General features: G+C 65.0%; 16 protein-coding genes and 1 tRNA gene. 5 read left to right on the top strand and 12 right to left on the bottom strand.

Going from position 1 to position 19,524, the window contains the following annotated elements:
- Positions 1-2: 2 nt before the first annotated feature.
- The 12 genes from CAL25_RS05640 to leuC form a co-directional block, all read right to left on the bottom strand.
- The gene (locus CAL25_RS05640) at positions 3-482 is read right to left on the bottom strand and encodes a carboxymuconolactone decarboxylase family protein (protein ID WP_094798984.1); all 480 of its coding nucleotides are present in this window, start codon (positions 480-482) and stop codon (positions 3-5) included.
- Positions 483-791: 309 nt separating this feature from the next.
- Positions 792-868 (bottom strand) — tRNA-Val (locus tag CAL25_RS05635).
- 182 nt (positions 869-1,050) lie between these two features.
- A complete protein-coding gene (locus CAL25_RS05630) occupies positions 1,051-1,701 on the bottom strand; it encodes a phosphoribosylanthranilate isomerase (protein WP_094798983.1) in 651 nt (216 codons plus the stop codon).
- A gap of 26 nt (positions 1,702-1,727) precedes the next feature.
- A complete protein-coding gene (locus CAL25_RS05625) occupies positions 1,728-3,395 on the bottom strand; it encodes a TRAP transporter large permease (protein ID WP_094798982.1) in 1,668 nt (555 codons plus the stop codon).
- 2 nt (positions 3,396-3,397) lie between these two features.
- Positions 3,398-4,021 carry a TRAP transporter small permease subunit gene (locus CAL25_RS05620; RefSeq protein WP_094798981.1) on the bottom strand — a complete coding sequence of 208 codons (624 nt, stop codon included), beginning with the start codon at positions 4,019-4,021 and terminating at the stop codon, positions 3,398-3,400.
- A gap of 204 nt (positions 4,022-4,225) precedes the next feature.
- The gene (locus CAL25_RS05615; RefSeq protein ID WP_094798980.1) at positions 4,226-5,317 is read right to left on the bottom strand and encodes a TRAP transporter substrate-binding protein; all 1,092 of its coding nucleotides are present in this window, start codon (positions 5,315-5,317) and stop codon (positions 4,226-4,228) included.
- A 153-nt stretch (positions 5,318-5,470) separates the two neighbouring features.
- The gene (gene truA, locus CAL25_RS05610) at positions 5,471-6,277 is read right to left on the bottom strand and encodes a tRNA pseudouridine(38-40) synthase TruA (RefSeq protein WP_094798979.1); all 807 of its coding nucleotides are present in this window, start codon (positions 6,275-6,277) and stop codon (positions 5,471-5,473) included.
- A gap of 3 nt (positions 6,278-6,280) precedes the next feature.
- Positions 6,281-8,146 carry a type IV pilus assembly protein FimV gene (locus CAL25_RS05605; protein ID WP_094798978.1) on the bottom strand — a complete coding sequence of 622 codons (1,866 nt, stop codon included), beginning with the start codon at positions 8,144-8,146 and terminating at the stop codon, positions 6,281-6,283.
- 215 nt (positions 8,147-8,361) lie between these two features.
- The gene (gene asd / locus CAL25_RS05600; protein ID WP_094798977.1) at positions 8,362-9,492 is read right to left on the bottom strand and encodes an aspartate-semialdehyde dehydrogenase; all 1,131 of its coding nucleotides are present in this window, start codon (positions 9,490-9,492) and stop codon (positions 8,362-8,364) included.
- A gap of 166 nt (positions 9,493-9,658) precedes the next feature.
- Entirely contained in the window at positions 9,659-10,735 is a 1,077-nt protein-coding gene (gene leuB, locus CAL25_RS05595; protein WP_094798976.1) for a 3-isopropylmalate dehydrogenase, read from the bottom strand.
- 75 nt (positions 10,736-10,810) lie between these two features.
- Entirely contained in the window at positions 10,811-11,461 is a 651-nt protein-coding gene (gene leuD, locus CAL25_RS05590) for a 3-isopropylmalate dehydratase small subunit (RefSeq protein ID WP_094798975.1), read from the bottom strand.
- Between the two features lie 13 nt (positions 11,462-11,474).
- Positions 11,475-12,878: a 3-isopropylmalate dehydratase large subunit gene (gene leuC / locus CAL25_RS05585; RefSeq protein WP_094798974.1), complete on the bottom strand. Its 1,404-nt coding sequence runs from the start codon at positions 12,876-12,878 to the stop codon at positions 11,475-11,477.
- Between the two features lie 487 nt (positions 12,879-13,365).
- On the opposite strand from leuC, the gene CAL25_RS05580 reads away from it, so the two are divergent.
- Genes CAL25_RS05580 through CAL25_RS05560 form a run of 5 tightly spaced genes read left to right on the top strand, consistent with a single transcriptional unit; the run spans position 13,366 to position 19,438 of the window.
- Positions 13,366-14,958 carry a TolC family outer membrane protein gene (locus CAL25_RS05580; protein ID WP_094798973.1) on the top strand — a complete coding sequence of 531 codons (1,593 nt, stop codon included), beginning with the start codon at positions 13,366-13,368 and terminating at the stop codon, positions 14,956-14,958.
- A gap of 22 nt (positions 14,959-14,980) precedes the next feature.
- The gene (locus CAL25_RS05575) at positions 14,981-15,193 is read left to right on the top strand and encodes a hypothetical protein (RefSeq protein ID WP_094798972.1); all 213 of its coding nucleotides are present in this window, start codon (positions 14,981-14,983) and stop codon (positions 15,191-15,193) included.
- Positions 15,177-17,342, top strand: a complete 2,166-nt coding sequence (locus tag CAL25_RS05570) for a type I secretion system permease/ATPase (protein ID WP_094798971.1) — start codon at positions 15,177-15,179, stop codon at positions 17,340-17,342. The genes CAL25_RS05575 and CAL25_RS05570 overlap by 17 nt, the downstream gene beginning before the upstream one ends.
- A gap of 7 nt (positions 17,343-17,349) precedes the next feature.
- Positions 17,350-18,771 carry an HlyD family type I secretion periplasmic adaptor subunit gene (locus tag CAL25_RS05565; protein ID WP_094798970.1) on the top strand — a complete coding sequence of 474 codons (1,422 nt, stop codon included), beginning with the start codon at positions 17,350-17,352 and terminating at the stop codon, positions 18,769-18,771.
- 22 nt (positions 18,772-18,793) lie between these two features.
- Positions 18,794-19,438, top strand: coding sequence for a response regulator transcription factor (locus tag CAL25_RS05560; protein WP_094798969.1), 645 nt, complete (start codon positions 18,794-18,796; stop codon positions 19,436-19,438).
- Positions 19,439-19,524: the final 86 nt, after the last annotated feature.

Genomic DNA, 19,524 nt, shown 5'->3' with positions numbered 1-19,524 from the left:
GACTATGCTGGCGAGTCCGCGCGCGTGGAATGGCCAGGCCGGGCGCGCGGCCTCATTCGAAAGCTGACGCCCATCCGATTGATCGCATTCATCGCCGCAATGGTCAACGTGAGATCCACCAGCTCCTTTTCAGAGAAGGCCTCGGCGGCAGCCCGATATGCCTCGTCGGAAGCATGCGTCTCGGACACTCGCGTCACCTCTTCTGTCCAAGCCAGAGCCGACAGCTCCTGTGCCGAGAACAAGTGAGCGACCTCCTCCCACACCGGAATAAGCACGATCGTCTCGATGTTCATCCCGGCTTTGAGCAGATCGCGCGTGTGGATATCGATGCAATGCGCACACCCGTTGATTTGCGACACACGCAGAAAGACCAGGTGAACGAGGCGTTCCGGCAGACCTGTGCTTGTCGTGACGTAGTGATGAAGAGCCGCGACGGCCTTGGCTCCTTCGGGCGAGACCGCAAACCAGTTTGCGCGCTGCATGACTTCAATTCCTTTTCTGAGAGTCGAATCCACCGGCGAGCTGCGAGTGCGCCCTCCGGCAACGGTTCGGCGTGAATGCGCGTAGGCATTCACGGCCATCGTTATTCTGGGATTCACACCGGCCCGCATCCAGGTACAAAAGTGGACATCTCGGCTGGGCCATGACGAATTGAAGTGCTCAACGCCTGTATACGTGGGGGGCAAACTACGTGGGCGGCAAACTACGTGGGCGGCAAACGCAAAAAAGCCCCTGAGTCGATGACTGAGGGGCTTTTCATTTTGCCGTGCTTGGCAGCACTTGCAGGTATTTGGTAGGCGGTATTGGAATCGAACCAACGACCTCCACGATGTCAACGTGGCGCTCTAACCATCTGAGCTAACCGCCTGCAATTCGCTTCAGGGCGCACCCTGAATCAACCTTCAGCATTACTGCTGGGGTTGCTGTCGATCCGCTTGGCTCAGCTGTTTTGCTGTGTGCTTGCGTTCGTGCAGCGAAGAAAAAAGATTATATAGAGGTTTTTTAAAGCGTGCAACTCAATGGCACTTTTTTTTTGACGTGACGCCCAAATTATTTGGCGTCGGCCTGGCGCACGGCGCGCAGGAATGCCTCGACCTTGTCGGCGGACTTCTGGCCCGGCGCGGACTCGACGCCGCTGCTCACGTCGACAGCCCAGGGCCGCACGGCCGCGATCGCGTCGCCAACGTTGTCCGCGGTGAGCCCGCCCGCCAGCACCAGCGGCCGCGCTTGCGGGTCGGCCTGCACGCCAGCGAGCAGCCCGTAGTCGAAGCCATGGCCACTGCCCCCGAAACCCGCGCTATGGCTGTCGTAGAGCCAGGCGGCCGCGTCACGGAAGGTGCCGCTCTGCGCGGCGACCGCTGCCGCGGTGTCCAGGCTCGGCGCACCCGCGCGAAACGCGCGCATGTAGCGGTGATCGAAGCTCGCGCAGAACTCGTGCGACTCGTCGCCGTGGAACTGGAGCAGGTCGGGACCGACCTCGTCGAGCACCACCCTCACCTCGTCGGGCTGAGGATTGACGAACAGGGCCACCACGTCGACAAACGCCGGCACTTCGCGGCGCAGTTGCGCCGCCAGTGCCGGCGTGACATGCCGTTTGCTCTGCGGAAAGAAGATGAAGCCGATCGCGTCGGCACCCGCGCTGGCCACCTGAACGATGTCGGCAGCACGGGTGAGACCACAAATCTTGACGCGAGTACGCATGGCTTCAGTCAGGGCAAAAAATGGGATTACTTGAATGCGGCGCTCGGGTCGGCGTCGTCATTGCTATATATGTTAGTCCCATAACCGCCCTCGGCTTCGATCTTGATCGTCGACGGGTCGATCTTCGACTGTTCACCCTTGTAGTGCATCACCATGCCCGGGAAGATCATGACCGCGGCGACCATGATCAGCTGGATCACGATGAACGGCACCGAACCCCAGTAGATCTGGCCCGTCGTGACCGGCTGGATCAGCTTGCCCGTGACCTTGTCCTTGTAGGGATCCTTGGGCGCGACCGAGCGCAGATAGAACAGCGCAAAGCCGAATGGCGGATGCATGAACGAGGTCTGCATGTTCACGGCCAGGATGATGCCGAACCAGATCAGGTCGATCCCCATCTTGTCGGCCACCGGGCCGAGCAGCGGCACGATGATGAACGCCAGCTCGAAGAAGTCGAGGAAGAACGCGAGCAGGAAGGTCATCACGCTGACGACGATGAGGAAGCCCCATTCGCCACCCGGCAGACCGATCAGCAGATGCTCGACCCAGAGGTCGCCGTTCACGCCGCGGAAGGTCAGACCGAACACGGTCGAGCCCACCAGGATGAACACCACGAAGCACGACAGCTTGGTCGTGGTGTCCATGGCCTGCTTCATCAGGTCGAGCGTGAGACGGCGACGGATCAGGGCCATGATGATGGCGCCGACCGCACCCATGGCGCCGCCTTCGGTAGGCGTTGCCACGCCGATGAAGATCGTGCCGAGCACCAGGAAGATCAGGAACAGCGGCGGGATCATCACGAACACCACGCGCTGCGCCAGCTGCGAGAGCAGGTTGAGCTTGAAGATCTTGTCGGCCGAAGCGACGACGAAGGCCACCACGCCCCACAGCAGCAGGCTGACCACGACCTTTTCGTCGACGGGCGCCGTGTCGTTCTCGATCCATTGACCCAGGAAGTACGCAGCCACGGTCGCGAAGATCATCAGCACGAGCAGCGAGCGACCGCCCCGCGAACCATTGGGCTCGCGATAGATGCGTGCCTCTTCGGGCAGCGCCGGCGCCGACGACGGCTTGATGAACGACATCAGCACGATGTACACGATGTACGAACCTGCCAGCAGGAAGCCGGGGATCATGGCCGCGCGGTACATGTCGCCGATCGAGCGGCCGAGCTGGTCGGCCAGAATGATCAGCACGAGCGACGGCGGAATGATCTGCGACAGCGTGCCTGAGGCAGCGATCACGCCGCTGGCCAGTTTTCTGTCATAACCGTAGCGCAGCATGATGGGCAGCGAGATCAGGCCCATCGAAATGACGGAAGCCGACACCACGCCGGTCGTGGCCGCGAGCATGGCGCCCACGAACACCACCGCGATGGCGAGGCCGCCGCGCAGCGGACCGAACACCTGACCGATGGTCTCGAGCAGGTCTTCGGCCATGCCGGATCGCTCGAGCACCAGCCCCATGAGCGTGAAGAACGGCACCGCGAGCAGGGTGTCGTTGGAAATGATGCCGAATACACGTTGTGGCAATGCCTGGAACAGCGAGGAGTTGAGCAGGCCCAACTCCATACCCACCAGGCCGTAAAGGATGCCGTTGGCGGCCAATGCGAACGCAACCGGGAAACCCAGCAGCAGGAACAGCACCAGCGTGGCGAACATGATCGGCGCCAGATTGGCGATGAAAAACTCCATGATCAGCGGCCTTGTTGGTTTTGTTGTTGGAGGGCCGCTTCGCGCTCGAGCGCTTCACGGGCGATCTCTTCGGCCAGCAGCTCTTCGGCGGTCTTGGCGTTTTCGCGGGCGATGGGATCCGGGCACAGGCCTCGCAGATAACCCACGCACTTGATCAGATGCGAAATGCCCGCAAGCACCAGCAGGCCGAAGCCGACCGGAATCATGAGCTTGACCGGCCAGCGGATGAGGCCGCCCGTGTTGGACGACTGCTCGTTGCTGACATACGAATCGACGAAAACCGGCCACGACAGATACATGATCAGCGTGCACGCCGGCAGCAGAAAGAACAGGACGCCGAAGATTTCGATCCAGATCTGCTTGTTGCGCGGCAGGCGCGACGACAGGATGTCGACGCGCACGTGTTCGTTTTTGAGCAGGGTGTAGCCGGCGGTCAGCAGGAACATCGCGCCGAACATGTACCACTGCAGTTCGAGCCAGGCGTTGGAGCTCGTATGGAAGACCTTGCGCACAATAGCGTTACCGGCACTGACCAGCACCACCAGCAAGGTCACCCAGGTCACGGCGCGTCCAACTCGCTGGTTCAGCGCGTCGATGACGCGCGACAAGGCGAGTAAAGCTTTCATGATGGGAGATTGGCAATGTTAGGTGTTGCGCCAGGGGTAAGCGCACACCGAATTCGACACGCGACCGCTTTGGGGTTGCCAGGTGCTGCCCGCGTGCTGGAGGTGGCCCCGCAGCACCGCTTTTGACAGTGTCCGCGCCGGGCAAAGCCCAGGATTTTAGCCTGTTAGCCTGCCCGACGCCTGAAACGGCCCGACGCGCCCGGATTACTTGCGGCCGATGGTACCCATGAAACCGTCGTAGCTGCCTTCAGCCACACGGAACCAGGGAATCTCGTTGTCGCGGAAGGCAACCATGCTCTCGTACAGCTGTTTGAACATGGGATCCTTGGCCGCGTACTCTTGATAGAGCTTCTGCGACTCGGCGTAGCACGCGTCCATGACGGCCTTCGGGAACGCCTTGAGCACCGCGCCGTCGGCCACCAGACGCCGCAGGGCGGCCGGGTTTTCGGCGTCGTACTTGGCGATCATGTCGTTGGTCGCGGCCGCCGAGGCCTGAGCCAGCACGGCCTGATAGCCCTTGGGCAGCTTGGCATAGGCGTCTTCGTTGACGTAGAGCGAGACCTGCAGCGTGCCTTCCCACCAGCCCGGGAAGTAGTAATTGCGCGCCACCTTGTGAAAGCCGAGCTTTTCGTCGTCGTAGGGGCCGATCCACTCGGCGCCGTCGATGGTGCCCTTTTCGAGGGCGGGATAGATGTCGCCGCCCGCGATCTGCTGCGGCACGACGCCCAGGCGCGAGAGCACGGCGCCGGCGAATGCCGAGCAGCGGAACTTCAGGCCCTTGAGGTCGTCCACGGTCTTGATTTCATTGCGGAACCAGCCGCCCATCTGGGTGCCGGTGTAGCCGCAAGGGAAGTTGACGATCTTGTATTTCTTGAACATTTCACGGGTGAGCTTGAGCCCATCGCCGTGGCGCATCCAGGCGTTCATCTGGCGCGTGTTCAGACCGAACGGCACCGCGGCGTCGAAGCAGAGCGCCGGGTCCTTGCCGAAGTAATAGTAGGAGGCGGTGTGGCCGCATTCGATCGTGCCGTTTTGCACGCCATCGAGCACTTGCAGCGCCGGAACGATTTCGCCGGCGGGAAACGCGCGGATCTGGAATTTGCCGTCGGTGGCTTCGCGGACGTATTTGGCGAAGTTTTCGCCGCCGGAATAGATGGCATCGGCACTGCGGGGAAAGCTTGAAGCGAGGCGCCAGTTGAGCGTGGGGGCTTCCTGGGCGATGGCGGGGGCCGCGAGGGTAGCGCCCCCGGCAGCCGCGCCAAGCGCGGCCTTCTTGAGGAAGGAACGGCGTTGCATTGCTTGTCTCCAGTGTTTTGGACGGGCCTGACACATGCCAGCGCCCCGTGTGAGGACGCGATACTCCGATCGGCGCGGTAGCGTCTTCAGAGGTCTTTTTTCCGCGTGGCAATGATATCGGCGCAAGCCAGCCTTGCGTGCTGCTGATTACCCTTACTGCGTGCTGAAGTGTCCGAGAATGGCGTCGCTGCCATCCAAGCCGGGCAACGCGAACTCGTCCGAATAATCCACGGCGCTCAAATAGAGTCCGTCCGCCATGAAGGTGGGCGCGCCCCGCCTGCGGTCACGCGCGGCCAGCAACTGGCCCATCCACTCAACGGACTCGCGCCCCTGCCCCACCTGCAACAAGGCGCCGATCAGGTTGCGCACCATGTGGTGCAAGAACGCATTGGCCTGCAGCGTGAATACAACGAATTGACCGTGCTCGCTGATATCCAGGCGCGTCATGGTGCGCACGGGATGCTTCGCCTGACACTGCGAGGAGCGGAAACTGGAGAAATCGTGCTCGCCCAGCAGCTGGGCGGCTCCGGCGCGCATGGCGTCGAGGTCCAGCGGCTGGAAGCACCAGCCGGCGCGGCCCGCCCACAGCGGCGGGCGCACGCGGCCGCGCCACAACAGGTAGTGATAGGTGCGGGCCCGCGCGGAAAACCTGGCGTGGAACGTCTCGGGCACGGTCTGCGCCCACAGCACCGCCACGGAGGGCGGCAGGAACGCATTGACGCCGCGCACCCAGGATTCGTCGCGGCGGTTCAGGGTGGTATCGAGGTGCACGACCTGCATGGCCGCGTGCACACCGGTGTCGGTGCGGCCAGCGCAAATGGTGGGGATCGGCGTGCCGGTGCCGGCAAACTGGCCAAGGGCGGCTTCGAGGCAGTCCTGCACGGTGATGCCGTGCGGCTGCGTCTGCCACCCTTGCCAGGCGGAGCCGTCGTACGACAGCCCCAAAGCAATACGGGTCATGAATCAGGTCCGGGTACTGCCCGGCCGCCGCTCGTCCGTCGGAGGTTGATCGAGGTCGAGGTTGATCTCGTTGAGCCTGCGGTTGAGCGCGGCTTCGTTCAGCGGCGCCGGTTCGGTGAAAGGTGTTTCTTCGTCGTCATCGCCGCGGCGCGTGCCTGCGCGGCGCAATGCCCAGGCGATGATGAACACGATGAGGGCCAGGAAGGCGGTCACGATCGCAAGCAGATTATCCGCCAGCCACGAGGGCATGCCGCTCGCGGAGTCCTTGGGCTTGGTGGATGCGGGCGCGTTGGGCACCACGATGGGCGAGCCTGCGCCAGCGGAAGAGCCCGATCCCGAAGCACTCGAACCCGAGCCACCACCGATCGCCGACGCCGTGTTGGCGCCAGCCGCGGCGCCCGTGCCTGCTGCGCCCTGGCCTGCTGCGCCCTGGCCTGCTGCGCCTTGGCCTGCTGCGCCTTGGCCTGCTGCACCCTGGCCTGCCCCGCCTTGGCCTGCAGCGCCTTGGCCTGCAGCGCCCTGGCCTGCTGCGCCCTGGCCTGCTGCGCCCTGGCCTGCTGCGCCTTGACCTGCTGCGCCCTGGCCTGCCGCGCCTTGGCCTGCCGCGCCTTGGCCTGCCGCGCCTTGGCCTGCCGCGCCCTGGCCTGCTGCGCCCTGGCCTGCTGCGCCCTGGCTTGCTGCGCCTTGGCCTGCTGCGCCCTGGCCTGCTGCGCCCTGGCCTGCTGCGCCCTGGCCCGCTGCGCCCTGGCCCGCTGCGCCCTGGCCTGCTGCGCCCTGGCCTGCTGCGCCCTGACCTGCCGCGCCCTGAGCTGCTGCGCCTTGGCCCGCTGCGCCCTGGCCTGCCGCGCCCTGGCCAGACGACGTGTTGCCGCTGGCCTCGTTGAGTGCCTGCACGTTGGACTGCAAGGTGTCGACGCGTTGTTGAGCGTCGCTCAGCGCGCGGCCCTCGGATGTGCGGCTATCGGCAGCGGCGTCGCCCGGGTTGGCCGCGGCGCCGCCCGACAGACGCAGGCGGTCCTGACTGGGCGTGGCCTGGGCGTTGCCGCCCGTCTCGGGACCCGACACGCGGCCCGCGCTGGCCGGTGCGCCGCCGACGCGCGCGTCGGCCGCGCTGCCGCCCAGACGGGCGCGCCAGCGGGCATAGGCTTCGACCTGCTCAATATAGATACGACGCGCTTCGGCCGGGTCGATGGCGCGCACGGTCGCGGCATCCGGCACGGCGAGCGTCTGCCCCGCGCGCACGCGATTCATGTTGTTGTCGATGAACGCATTCGGATTGGCACGCCACAGGGCGACCAACATCTGATAGATCGTGGCGTCGGGCACGGCGTTGCGCTGCGCGATGCCGTAGAGCGTATCGCCCGTGCGCACGCGAACATTGCCGCTGCTGGCGGACGCCGGCGCCTGGCCGGTGGTGGCGCGCTGGATCTCCGGTGTGGTGCGAGCCGGCACGAGAATGGTGACCTGCACCAGCCGCTCACCCGCGCTCGAGCGCAGATTGAGCAGCACGTCGACCGCGTCGCGCGCGGGCGGCTGATCGGCCGCCACGATGACCGTGCGCGATCCGCCGGTGCCGGGCTCGACACGCAAACGCAGGCTGGACAACGGAGCGGGCGGCGTCAGGCCGGCGGCCTGCCACGCCGTCGCTGGCGCGAGCGTGACCTGCAGGCTGGATTCTTCGTCGGGCGTGAGCTCGACCACCGGCACGTTGACCTGTAGCGGCGCCCCGGGCGCGGAAACGACACGCGCGTGCCCGAGACGAGCGGCGTGCGCCCCGGAGACGGCGCTCGCCCCCATCGCCAGCGCGACCGCCCACGCGAGGGCGCGATGGCGGGAGACAGGGGGCAACTGGCGCGAAGACGAACTCATATCGTGTTATTCCGTGTCCTGGGCCCGGGAGAGCGCGTCGGGGACGCGGTTGTCACCGGGCTGCTTAGCGTGCGAAAAGTGTAATGGATCGGCCCAGATTCATAAACAACTCATATGGGCGACGCTCCCGTCTCCGGTGGAATGGCCCCACGCGAGACGTACAGATATGAAGAAGGCACCCGCAGGTGCCTTCTTTTGCCATGCAAACCGCGTGCTCAGGCCTCGGCAAGCGCGATGCGCAGCATGCGGCGCAGCGGCTCGGCCGCGCCCCACAGCAGCTGGTCGCCCACGGTAAAGGCGCTCAGATATTCCGGACCCATGCTCAGCTTGCGCATGCGGCCGACGGGGATGTCGAGCGTGCCCGTCACGGCGACCGGCGTCAGGGCGTTGACGGTGGCTTCCTTGGTGTTGGGAACGACCTTGGCCCACTGCGTGCCGCTGGCGATGATGTCTTCGATCTCGTCGAGCGGGACATCGCGCTTGAGCTTGATCGTGAGAGCCTGGCTATGGCAGCGCATCGCGCCGATGCGCACGCACAGACCGTCGATCGGGGTGGCGGGCGTGCCGAAGGCTTCGCCGCGACCGAGGATCTTGTTGGTCTCGACGCCGGCCTTCCACTCTTCGCGGGTCATGCCGTTGCCCAGGTCCTTGTCGATCCAGGGAATCAGGTTGCCGCCCAGCGGAACACCGAAATGCTCTTGCGGCAGGCTGGCGTCTTTTTGCTTGGCCAGCACGCCACGGTCGATCTCGAGAATGGCGGAGGCCGGATCATCGAGCAAGCCCTTGACGGCGCCGTTGAGCTCGCCGAACTGGGTCAGCAGCTCGCGCATATGCTGCGCGCCGCCGCCCGAGGCGGCCTGGTAGGTCATGGAGGTCATCCAGTCGACCAGGTCGTTGTTGAACAGGCCGGCCAGGCCCATCAGCATGCAGCTGACGGTGCAGTTGCCGCCGATGAAGTTGCGCACGCCGCGCTTGAGCGCGGCATCGATCACCGGACGGTTGACCGGGTCGAGCACGATGATGGCGTCGTCGGCCATGCGCAGCGTGCTCGCCGCGTCGATCCAGATGCCCTTCCAGCCCGCGGCGCGCAGCTTCGGATACACCTCGGTGGTGTAGTCGCCGCCCTGCGCAGTCAGAATAATCGGCAGTTTTTTGAGGGCTTCGATGTCGTATGCATCTTGCAGCGCGCCAGCGCCTTCGGCCCATTTGGGCGCGGCACCACCGGCATTACTGGTGGAGAAGAATACGGGTTCGATGAGTGCGAAGTCGTTTTCGTCACGCATGCGCTGCATGAGTACCGAACCGACCATACCGCGCCAACCGACGAGGCCTACTGCTTGCGTCATTTCTGGGCTCTTAAGTTAGGGTCTGAATGTGAAGTAATAATCCTGTCCAATTTATCAGAATGCGCGCAGCCTTGCTGCGGTGCACCGTAAAAAAAGAGGGACGATTTGCATAAAACGGCCACCTGTCGCGTACTCACGACGGGTGGCCGCGGGAAAAGCAGAGAGATCAGGCAAGCGCCTTGAGCACGGCGTCGCCCATTTCGGCGGTCGAGACCTTGGTCGTACCGGCTTCGTGGATGTCGGCGGTACGCAGACCATCGGCCAGCACCTTGCGCACGGCGGCTTCGATGCGATCGGCCTGCGGCGCCAGATCCAGCGAATAACGCAGCAGCATCGCGGCCGACAGAATGGTGGCCAGCGGATTGGCGATGCCCTTGCCCGCGATGTCGGGCGCCGAGCCGTGGCTGGGTTCGTAGAGACCCTGGCCCGCGGCATTGAGCGAGGCCGAGGGCAGCATGCCGATCGAGCCCGTGAGCATGGCGGCTTCGTCGGACAGGATGTCGCCGAACAGATTACCGGTGACGATCACGTCGAACTGGCGCGGGTTGCGCACGAGCTGCATGGCGGCATTGTCGACATACATGTGCGACAGCTCGACGTCCGGGTATTCGCGGCTCACCTCGATGACCAGGTCGCGCCAGAACTGCGAGGTCTCGAGGACGTTGGCCTTGTCGACGCTGCACAGCTTCTTGTTGCGCTTGCGGGCCGATTCGAAGCCGATGCGCGCGATGCGGCGCACTTCGGTTTCGGCGTAGCGCATCGTGTCGTAGCCTTCGCGTTCGCCGGCAAAGCTGCCGTCGGGCGCATTGCGCACGCCGCGCGGGGTGCCGAAATAGATGTCGCCGGTGAGCTCGCGGATGATCAGCAGATCGAGGCCCGACACGATCTCGGGCTTGAGCGACGATGCGCTGGCGAGCTCGGGGTACAGAATGGCCGGACGCAGGTTCGCGAACAGGCCCAGCGCCTTGCGCAGACCCAGAATCGCCTGCTCGGGACGGAACTCACGCGGCAGCGTGTCGTATTTCCAGTCGCCCACGGCGCCGAACAGCACGGCGGCGGAGCTCTTGGCGAGATCGAGCGTGGCAGGCGGCAGCGGATGTTCGAATTTGTCGAAGGCGGCGCCGCCCACGGGGGCCTCGCGCAGGTCGAACGACACGTCGAGCGCCTTGAGCACGCGCACGGCCTGTTCGACGATTTCGGGGCCGATCCCGTCGCCGGGGAGCACTGCGATCTGATGAGTCATGGAATCAATTCCTGGAAATCAGTATGAAAGACCGGCGCCGCGACACGCGGCGCCGGCCGGAATGCGACACCGGCCTCAGGCGACCGGACGGCTTTCGAGCCAGGGGTGACGCGCGAGGCGTTCGGCCTCGAAGGCACGGATCTTGTCGGACTGGCGCAGGGTCAGGCCGATGTCGTCGAAACCGTTGAGCAGGCAATACTTGCGGAACGGTTCGATGTCGAAGCCCATGCTGTCGCCACCGGGCGTGGTCACGACCTGACGATCGAGGTCGACCTTGAGCTTGTAGTTGGGGAACGCCCGCACTTCATCGAACAGGCGCGCCACTTCGAGCTCGGTCAGCACGATGGGCAGCAGGCCGTTCTTGAAGCTGTTGTTGAAGAAAATGTCGGCATACGACGGCGCAATGATCGCGCGAAAGCCGTATTGCGTAAGCGCCCACGGGGCGTGCTCGCGGCTCGAGCCGCAGCCGAAATTCTTGCGGGCCAGCAGGATCGAGGCGCCCTGGTAGCGCGGCTGGTTCAGCACGAAGTCCGGGTTGAGCGGACGCTTGCTGTTGTCCATGCCGGGTTCGCCGTGGTCCAGATAACGGAGCTCGTCGAACAGATTGGGACCGAAGCCCGTGCGCTTGATCGACTTGAGAAACTGCTTCGGAATGATCAGGTCGGTGTCGACGTTTTCGCGATCGAGCGGCGCAACCAGGCCTTCGTGAGTGGTGAATGCTTGCATGTGAGGCTCTCGCTTAACGATAGGTGCGGACGTCGACAAAATGACCGGCGCAGGCGGCGGCGGCCGCCATGGCGGGGCTCACCAGGTGCGTGCGGCCACCCTGGCCCTGACGGCCTTCGAAGTTGCGGTTCGAGGTGGAGGCACAACGCTCGCCGGGCTCGAGACGATCGGCGTTCATGGCCAGACACATCGAGCAGCCCGGCTCGCGCCACTCGAAACCGGCTTCGATGAAAATCTTGTCGAGGCCTTCGCGCTCGGCCTGCTGCTTGACCAGACCGGAGCCCGGCACCACCATCGCCTGGCGCACGTTGGCGGCCACACGCTTGCCGCGCGCGACCGCGGCGGCGGCGCGCAGATCTTCGATGCGGGAATTGGTACAGGATCCGATGAAGACCCGGTCGATGCGGATGTCAACCAGCGGGGTGTTGGGCTTGAGGCCCATGTAGTCGAGCGCGCGCTCCATGCCGCTGCGGCGCACATCGTCTTTTTCACGGTCGGGATCGGGCACGCGGCCATCGACCGGCAGCACCATCTCGGGCGACGTGCCCCAGGTGACCTGCGGCTTGATATCGCGCGCTTCGACGTTGATCACGCGGTCGAACTTGGCGCCCGGCTCGGAGTGCAGGGTGCGCCAGTAGGAGACGGCCTGGTCCCAGAGCACGCCCACGGGCGAGAACGGACGGCCACGGAAGTATTCGATCGTCTTGTCGTCGACGGCGACCATGCCCGAGCGCGCACCGGCTTCGATGGCCATGTTGCAGACCGTCATGCGGCCTTCCATGGACAGACCACGGATGGCGCTACCGGCGAACTCGATGGCGTGACCGGTACCGCCCGCGGTGCCGATGATGCCGATGATGTGCAGGACCACGTCTTTGGCGGTGCAGCCGAAGGGCAGTTCGCCTTCGACGTTGATCAGCATGCTCTTGGCCTTCTTCATCAGCAGCGTCTGCGTGGCGAGCACGTGCTCGACCTCGGAGGTGCCGATGCCGAAAGCCAGCGCGCCCATGGCGCCGTGCGTGCTGGTGTGCGAGTCGCCGCAAACCACGGTCATGCCGGGGAGCGTCGCGCCCTGCTCCGGGCCGATGACGTGCACGATGCCCTGACGCAGGTCATTCATGCGGAATTCGGTGATGCCGTACTTATCGCAGTTGGCGTCGAGCGTGTCGACCTGCAGCTTGGAAATCGGGTCATCGATACCGCGGGCGCGGTTGATGGTGGGCACGTTGTGGTCGGCGACCGCCAGGTTGGCGCTCGTGCGCCACGGCTTGCGGCCGGCGATGGCCAGCCCCTCGAAGGCCTGCGGGCTCGTGACCTCATGCAGCAGGTGCCGGTCGATATAGAGCAGACAGGTACCGTCGGATTCCTGGTGGACGACGTGGGCGTCCCAGAGTTTGTCGTACAGAGATTGGGCCATGAAAGCGCTCTAAGTGGGGTCGATCCGCCTCGTGCCCCGGCGAACGCCGGGAGGCGCTCCATGCCGGGCAACTGCGGCATCCGCGAATTATGCCCACGCGCCCAACCTAGTACAACCCAACCACTAATACTAGTACTGCTACTACCCGCTTCGTGACGACCATTGAGTCGACAGGCGTCTCATCGTGATTAAAAAATATTCTCAAACGTAACGGTTTTCTAAACAGAAAGTTACTCAATCAAGTTGTAGACACAAAACAGCCGTTTATATATCTTTTAGTTTCGAATTATCCCCATTGAATGAAAAACAATGCGACTTAACACGCATTAATACGGGATAGTCGGGCACACTGCTTACACTCGCTCGACTTAGGAGACGGCTGACGATGTTGCGCGGATGTGTGTATTTGTTTCGTCTTAGCTCGCGCAGCCACGCCGGCGCGTATGCGCGCGAGGGGGCGTCGGGTGGCGCGTCGAATCGTGGCGTGATGTCCCTCGCCGCGCGCGTTCCCGGCTACCTCGCCGCCGCACTTTTCGGCCGCTGGCCATGGTGTACGGCGGCCCTGGCCCTGGCCGTGCCGAGCGTCTACGCTCAGCCCGCCGCCACGCCGCCGGCGCCGCAACAAGTGGCGCCCGCCCCGGGCCTCGCGCCCGACAATGGCCTGTCTCTGCAGCAGGTGGTCGAGCGCACGCTGCTCACCAATCCGGAGATCCAGGCGCGCTATCACGATTTTCAGTCGGCACTCGAAGGCCAGACCGTCGCGCGCGGCGCGTATTTTCCGCAAGTTAATGCCCAGGGTTATTACGGGCGCGAGTTTCGGCGCGGTGTGCCCGACGAAGGCAATCAGAATTGGAGCCGCCCCGGATATAACGTCGAACTGCGACAGCTGATATTCGATGGCTTTCGCACGCGCAACGACGTGAAGCAGGCCGGCTTTGACAAGCTGGCGCGTTTTTATGACCTGCTCGCCACCAGCGACAGCACCGCGGTCGAGGCGGTCCAGGCGTATATCGACCTGCAACGCTACCGCGCCATGGAGTCGCTCGCGCGCCAGAATTACGCGCTGCATCAGAGCACGCTGGGCCAGATCGACGAACGGACCGAATCCGGCGTGGGCCGCCGGGTTGACCAGGAGCAGGCCGGCGGGCGCCTCGCGCTCGCGCAGACCAATCTGATGACCGAGAGCGCCAACCTGCTCGACGTGCAGCAGCGTTTCCAGCGCATTACGGGCATCGTGCCGCCCGAGGTGCTGCTGCCGGCGCCCGACATTTCGTCGCGCCTGCCGGATTCGCCCAAGGATTTCAACGATTCGCTGCGCCGCAACCCCAGCTTTTTGTCGAAGCAGGCCAGCATGCAGGCCGCACAGGCGGGCGTGGACGCGTCGCGCGGTGCCTTCGCGCCGAAGTTCGAGTTCGTGGCCACCACGGGGCAAGACCAGAACGAACCGACCGCCCAATACAAAGACGTGAAGAGCTCCAGCGTGCAGGTGGTGATGAGCTACAACCTGTACCGCGGCGGCGCCGACTCGGCCCGCGTGCGGCAGACGGCGGCCCAATCCTATGCCTCGCGCGACCTGCGCGACTACACCTGCCGCAATGTGCAGCAGGATCTGGCCGTGGCGTGGAACAACATTCGCCGGGTGCAGGCGCAGCTGCCCTTCCTGCGCGATCACGAGATCGCCACGTCGAAGGTGCGCGATGCGTATCGCGAGCAGTTCCAGATCGGGCAGCGCACGCTGCTCGACCTGTTGAACACCGAGAACGAACTGTTCGAGTCGCGCCGCGCGCTCGTGAACGCCGAATACGACCTGCAGATCGCGCAGTACCGCTGGCTGGGCTTGTCTCATGCCCTGCTGCCGGCGCTGTCGCTGCGCCCGGCGCGCGACGAGATGCCGGAAGAGAACGGCAAGCTGGCGATTTCGGACGACGTGATCAAGCTGTGCAATTCGCTCGTTCCGGACTCGGCGCGCCTGCAGCCCGTGAAGGTCAAATACAACGAAGGAACCTTGCCGCCCACGCTCACGCCGCTGACCAGCAGCGCGCCGGCGAGCGGCCAGGATGCCACCCTGTCCCGTCCATGACGGCGCGGGCAAAGGAGCTCGCATGCCCAACCAGGAAGAAGGCTTTTCGCAGCTCGACGCGGACTTCGTGCGCGTGCTCGAGGATTTGATCGACGCCTTGATCGCCAACGGCACCCTGCGCCTGACCGATCTGCCGCCGCGGGCCCAGCTCAAGCTGACCCAGCGCAAGCAGCAGCGCCGGCGCCTTGCCGAACATCTGGATCTGCTGGACGACGAAGATGGACCAATTCTCTGAAAAACCGGCGCGCGAATGGCGCGGTGACGCCAAGTCGGCCCATGACGATCCGCTCATGGACTGTCTGGTGGAGATCACGCGACTGCACGGCGTGACCACCACGCCGCAGGCCCTTTCGGCGGGCCTGCCGCTCGAAGACCACCGCCTTACCCCCGCCCTGCTGCCCCGCGCCGCGGCGCGCGCACAACTGGCCGCCCGCGTGGTAAAGCGCTCGCTCGACAGTATTTCGCAAGACCTGCTGCCCGCCATTCTGCTGCTGCGTGGCGAGAAAGCGTGCCTGCTGCTCAAGCGCGAGGGCGATCTTTATCTGGTCAGCCATCCCGAACTGGGCGGCAGCTCCATGGAAATGGACGGCGCGGCGCTGGCCGAGCAGTACACCGGCCTGGTGTGCTTCGTGCGGCCGCAGTTCCGCTTCGATGCCCGCGCCCCCGAGGTGGCCAAGGTCCGCGAACGTCATTGGTTCTGGGCGGCCATCATGGAGAACCGCCGGCTGTATCGCGACGCACTGATCGCCGCGCTGCTGATCAACGTGTTTGCCATGGCCATGCCGCTCTTCACGATGAACGTGTATGACCGGGTGGTGCCCAACAACGCGGTCGAAACGCTATGGGTCCTTGCGATCGGCATCGGGCTGGTGATTCTGTTCAACCTGATCCTGAGCACCGCGCGGGCCCATGTGGTCGACAGCGCGAGCAAGCGGGTGGACGTGCGGCTTTCGGCCCAGATCATGGAGCGCGTGCTCGACCTGCGCATGGAGGGCAAGCCGGTGTCGGTGGGCTCGTTTGCCGCCAACCTGCGCTCGTTCGAATCGATCCGCGACTTCATCGCCTCCGCCAGCATCACGACCCTGGTCGACCTGCCCTTCATCGTGCTGTTTCTGGCGGCGCTGGCCTGGATTTCGCCGTGGATGCTGTTGCCACCGGTGGTGGCCATTGTGCTGATCCTGCTGGTGTCGCTCGCGGCGCAGGCGCGGATGGAAGCGCTGACGATGTCGAGCTTTCAGGCGACGTCGCAACGCAACGCCACCCTGGTCGAAGCGCTCGCCGGCATGGAGACCGTGAAGACGCTCAATGCGCAGGGCGCGATCCAGCGCAACTGGGAGCGTTCGACCGAGTTCATCGCGCAGACGGGCGGCAAACTGAAGCTGATTTCTTCCACCACCGTCGGCTTCGTGGCCGCGACCCAGCAGCTGGTGTCGATCGCGGTGGTGATCATCGGCGTGTACCAGGCGAAGGAGTCGGCCATCTCGATGGGCGGCATCATCGCCGCGTCGATGATTGCCGGGCGCTGCCTGGCTCCGCTGGGCCAGATCGCCGGCCTGCTGATGCAGTTTCAGAACGCCCGCACCTCGCTCGCCTCGATCGACAACTATATGAAGCTGCCGATCGAGCGCCCGGCGGAGGCGGAGTTTCTGCACCGCCCGGTATTCCATGGCGCGATCGAGTTCCGGGACGTGACCTTCGCCTACCCAGGCGCCAAACAGCCCGTGCTCAAGAAGGTGTCGTTCAAGCTCAAGCCCGGGGAGAAGGTCGCCATCATCGGGCGGATCGGCTCGGGCAAGACCACGCTCGAGAAGCTCGCGCTGTCGCTGTATCAGCCGACCGAAGGCGCCGTGCTGATAGACGGCGTGGACGTCCGCCAGATCGATCCTTCCGACCTGCGCCGCGCCATCGGCTATGTGCCGCAGGATCCCGTGCTTTTTTACGGCAGCCTCAAGCACAACCTGTCGATGGGCGCGCCGTATGCCGACGATGCGAGCATCCTGGCCGCGGCCGACCTGGCAGGCGTGACGGAGTTCGCCAATCTGCATCCGAACGGCTTCGACATGGTGATCGGCGAACGAGGGGATTCGCTCTCGGGCGGCCAGCGCCAGTCGGTCGCCGTGGCCCGCGCGCTGATCAACGATCCGCCGATCCTGCTGCTGGACGAGCCCAGCAGCAACATGGACAACCAGAGCGAAGCGCAACTGCGCCGCCGGCTGGTGGACGCGACCGCCAACAAGACCATCGTGCTGGTCACGCACCGCACCGCCCTGCTGGAGCTGGTGGATCGGCTGATCGTGATCGACAACGGTCATATCGTGGCCGACGGCCCGAAGGAGCAGGTCGTGGAAGCGCTGCGGCAGGGCCGCGTGGGACGGGGGAGCTGAGACAGCCATGCAGAAGAATCCTGGCGAAGACAACACCTCGTTCCTCGGCAAACTGTGGCGCGCGCCGCGCAACGCGTTCGTGCGGCTGTTCGACCGCATTCTGGAGGGCAGCGAGAAAGGCAAGCCCGAGCAGCGCTCGGACTACGTGGGCAATGCCGAGTGGGTGATTCATCAGTCGCAGGCGCGCGGCTCGCGTGTGCTGCTGTGGGTGAGCCTGGTCGCCGTGGCCCTGCTGCTCGCCTGGGCGGCCTTCGGCTACATCGATGAAGTGGTGCGCGGCGAAGGCAAGGTCGTGCCGTCTCGGCAGGTGCAGGTGGTGCAGAGCCTGGACGGGGGCATCGTGCAGGAGATCCTGGTGCGCCCCGGGCAGGAGGTGGAGGCGGGCGAGGTGCTGTTGCGCGTCGACTCCACGCGATTCGCCTCGTCGCTGGGTGAAAACAACGCCGAGTATCTGTCATTGCTGGCCAAAGCGGCTCGGCTGCAGGCGCTGGCCACCGGCGAGCCGTTTGTGACGCCGGAGCGTGTCCTCAAAGAAGCGCCGGCCATCGGCGAGGCGGAGCGCAACGCCTGGCAGGCCCGCACGACGGAGCTGAACGCCACCGTCAACGTGGCCCGCGAACAGCTCAAGCAACGCCAGGAGGAGCTGCGCGAGACCATCGCCAAGCGCGATCAGGCCCAATCGAGCTGCGCCCTCACCTCGCGCGAGCTGCAGGTGACCCGGCCGCTGCTCAAGAGCGGCGCGGTGTCGGAGGTGGATCTGCTGCGTCTGCAACGCGACGTGGCCCGCTACTGCGGCGACCAGAAAGGCGCCGAAGCCCAGATCGACCGGATTCAGTCGTCGATCAAGGAAGCGCAGAGCAAGGTCGAAGAGTCGGAGCTGAACATCCGCAACCTGGCGCGCAGCGAGCTCTCGGAAACCAACACCAAGCTGGCGACGCTGCGCGAAGGCCAGCTGGCGCTGGCGGATCGGGTGCGGCTGGCCGACGTGCGGGCGCCGGTGCGCGGCACGGTCAAGACGCTTTTCAACAACACGGTGGGCGGCGTGGTGCAGCCGGGCAAGGACATCATCGAGATCGTGCCCAAGGACGACACGCTGCTGCTCGAGGTGCGGATTCAGCCGCGAGATATCGGCTTCCTGCACCCCCAGCAGAAAGCCGAAGTGAAGTTCACGGCGTACGACTTCGCGATCTACGGCGGGCTGGAAGGCAAGGTCGAGCAGATCGGCGCCGACACCGTCACCGACGAAAAAGGAAATTCCTTCTACAACGTGCGCGTACGCACTGATCGCAGCACCGTAGGAGACAAGCTGTTGCCCATCATTCCCGGGATGGTCGCGGAGGTGCACATCCTGACCGGCAAGCGGACCGTGCTGCAGTATTTGCTGAAGCCCATCCTGCGCGCCCGGGAAAACGCCTTTACCGAACGCTGACCGGAGGGCCGAAGGAGTCGATATGCCTACCCCCGTCCTGTTGATCACGCACGACGACCTGCTCTGGCAGCACTGGCGCGAGCTCGACCCGGCACGCTGGGCGCCCGCCCGCGGCCGCACGCTGTCCGAGCTGTCGCGCTGGCGCGACCAGGGCCGCAGCCTGGCGGTGCTGGACACCGACCTGCCCCGCCTGCCGGCCTGGACAGACACGTCATGGGCGGGGACCCTGGCCGGCCTGCAGCTCGTGGTCGCCAGCCCCAACCCCAACGACGAGCAGGGCACGCAGGCGCTCGGCGCGGGCGCGCTCGGCTATTGCCACGGCTACGCCCCGACGCGTTCGCTGGCCCAGGTGCTCGACGTGGTGAGTTCGGGCGGCACCTGGATGGGCCGTTCGCTGGTGCGGCGTCTGCTGCAACTGGTGAGCGAGCGTGGCCAGCGCTCGGCGGCCTGGACACGAGGGGTGCTGACCGAACGCGAGACCTCGGTGGCGCATCGCGCCGCCCACGGACAGGCCAACGCCCAGATCGCCGAGGCGCTGGGCATCACCGAGCGCACGGTCAAGGCCCATTTATCGGCCGCCTTCGAAAAACTGGGCGTGAGCGACCGGCTGCAGCTGGCCCTGCTGGTGCACGGCATCACCGCCCCTCAGACCGAACACGCAAAATAGGTGTTCAACCTGTCCTGGAGGCCAATACCGTCCCCCCCGGTATGACCTCTAGGATCAAGCCATACGGACTAATCCTTTATATGGAT

The sequence above is a fragment of the Bordetella genomosp. 5 genome (assembly GCF_002261315.1).
Lineage (GTDB): Bacteria > Pseudomonadota > Gammaproteobacteria > Burkholderiales > Burkholderiaceae_B > Bordetella.
The sequence above is the reverse complement of the archived record's forward strand: the minus strand, read 5'-3'. Positions and strand labels throughout refer to the sequence as shown.

Bases quoted from the DNA above. Each gene is read 5' to 3' on its own strand.
- leuB (WP_094798976.1), bottom strand. From the start codon at position 10,735: ATGACTCATCAGATCGCAGTGCTCCCCGGCGACGGGATCGGCCCCGAA.
- leuD (WP_094798975.1), bottom strand. From the start codon at position 11,461: ATGCAAGCATTCACCACTCACGAAGGCCTGGTTGCGCCGCTCGATCGC.
- CAL25_RS05560 (WP_094798969.1), top strand. From the start codon at position 18,794: ATGCCTACCCCCGTCCTGTTGATCACGCACGACGACCTGCTCTGGCAG.
- truA (WP_094798979.1), bottom strand. From the start codon at position 6,277: ATGACCCGTATTGCTTTGGGGCTGTCGTACGACGGCTCCGCCTGGCAA.
- CAL25_RS05565 (WP_094798970.1), top strand. From the start codon at position 17,350: ATGCAGAAGAATCCTGGCGAAGACAACACCTCGTTCCTCGGCAAACTG.
- CAL25_RS05640 (WP_094798984.1), bottom strand. From the start codon at position 482: ATGCAGCGCGCAAACTGGTTTGCGGTCTCGCCCGAAGGAGCCAAGGCC.
- asd (WP_094798977.1), bottom strand. From the start codon at position 9,492: ATGACGCAAGCAGTAGGCCTCGTCGGTTGGCGCGGTATGGTCGGTTCG.
- CAL25_RS05575 (WP_094798972.1), top strand. From the start codon at position 14,981: ATGCCCAACCAGGAAGAAGGCTTTTCGCAGCTCGACGCGGACTTCGTG.
- CAL25_RS05615 (WP_094798980.1), bottom strand. From the start codon at position 5,317: ATGCAACGCCGTTCCTTCCTCAAGAAGGCCGCGCTTGGCGCGGCTGCC.
- CAL25_RS05605 (WP_094798978.1), bottom strand. From the start codon at position 8,146: ATGAGTTCGTCTTCGCGCCAGTTGCCCCCTGTCTCCCGCCATCGCGCC.
- CAL25_RS05580 (WP_094798973.1), top strand. From the start codon at position 13,366: ATGTCCCTCGCCGCGCGCGTTCCCGGCTACCTCGCCGCCGCACTTTTC.
- CAL25_RS05570 (WP_094798971.1), top strand. From the start codon at position 15,177: ATGGACCAATTCTCTGAAAAACCGGCGCGCGAATGGCGCGGTGACGCC.
- leuC (WP_094798974.1), bottom strand. From the start codon at position 12,878: ATGGCCCAATCTCTGTACGACAAACTCTGGGACGCCCACGTCGTCCAC.
- CAL25_RS05630 (WP_094798983.1), bottom strand. From the start codon at position 1,701: ATGCGTACTCGCGTCAAGATTTGTGGTCTCACCCGTGCTGCCGACATC.
- CAL25_RS05625 (WP_094798982.1), bottom strand. From the start codon at position 3,395: ATGGAGTTTTTCATCGCCAATCTGGCGCCGATCATGTTCGCCACGCTG.
- CAL25_RS05620 (WP_094798981.1), bottom strand. From the start codon at position 4,021: ATGAAAGCTTTACTCGCCTTGTCGCGCGTCATCGACGCGCTGAACCAG.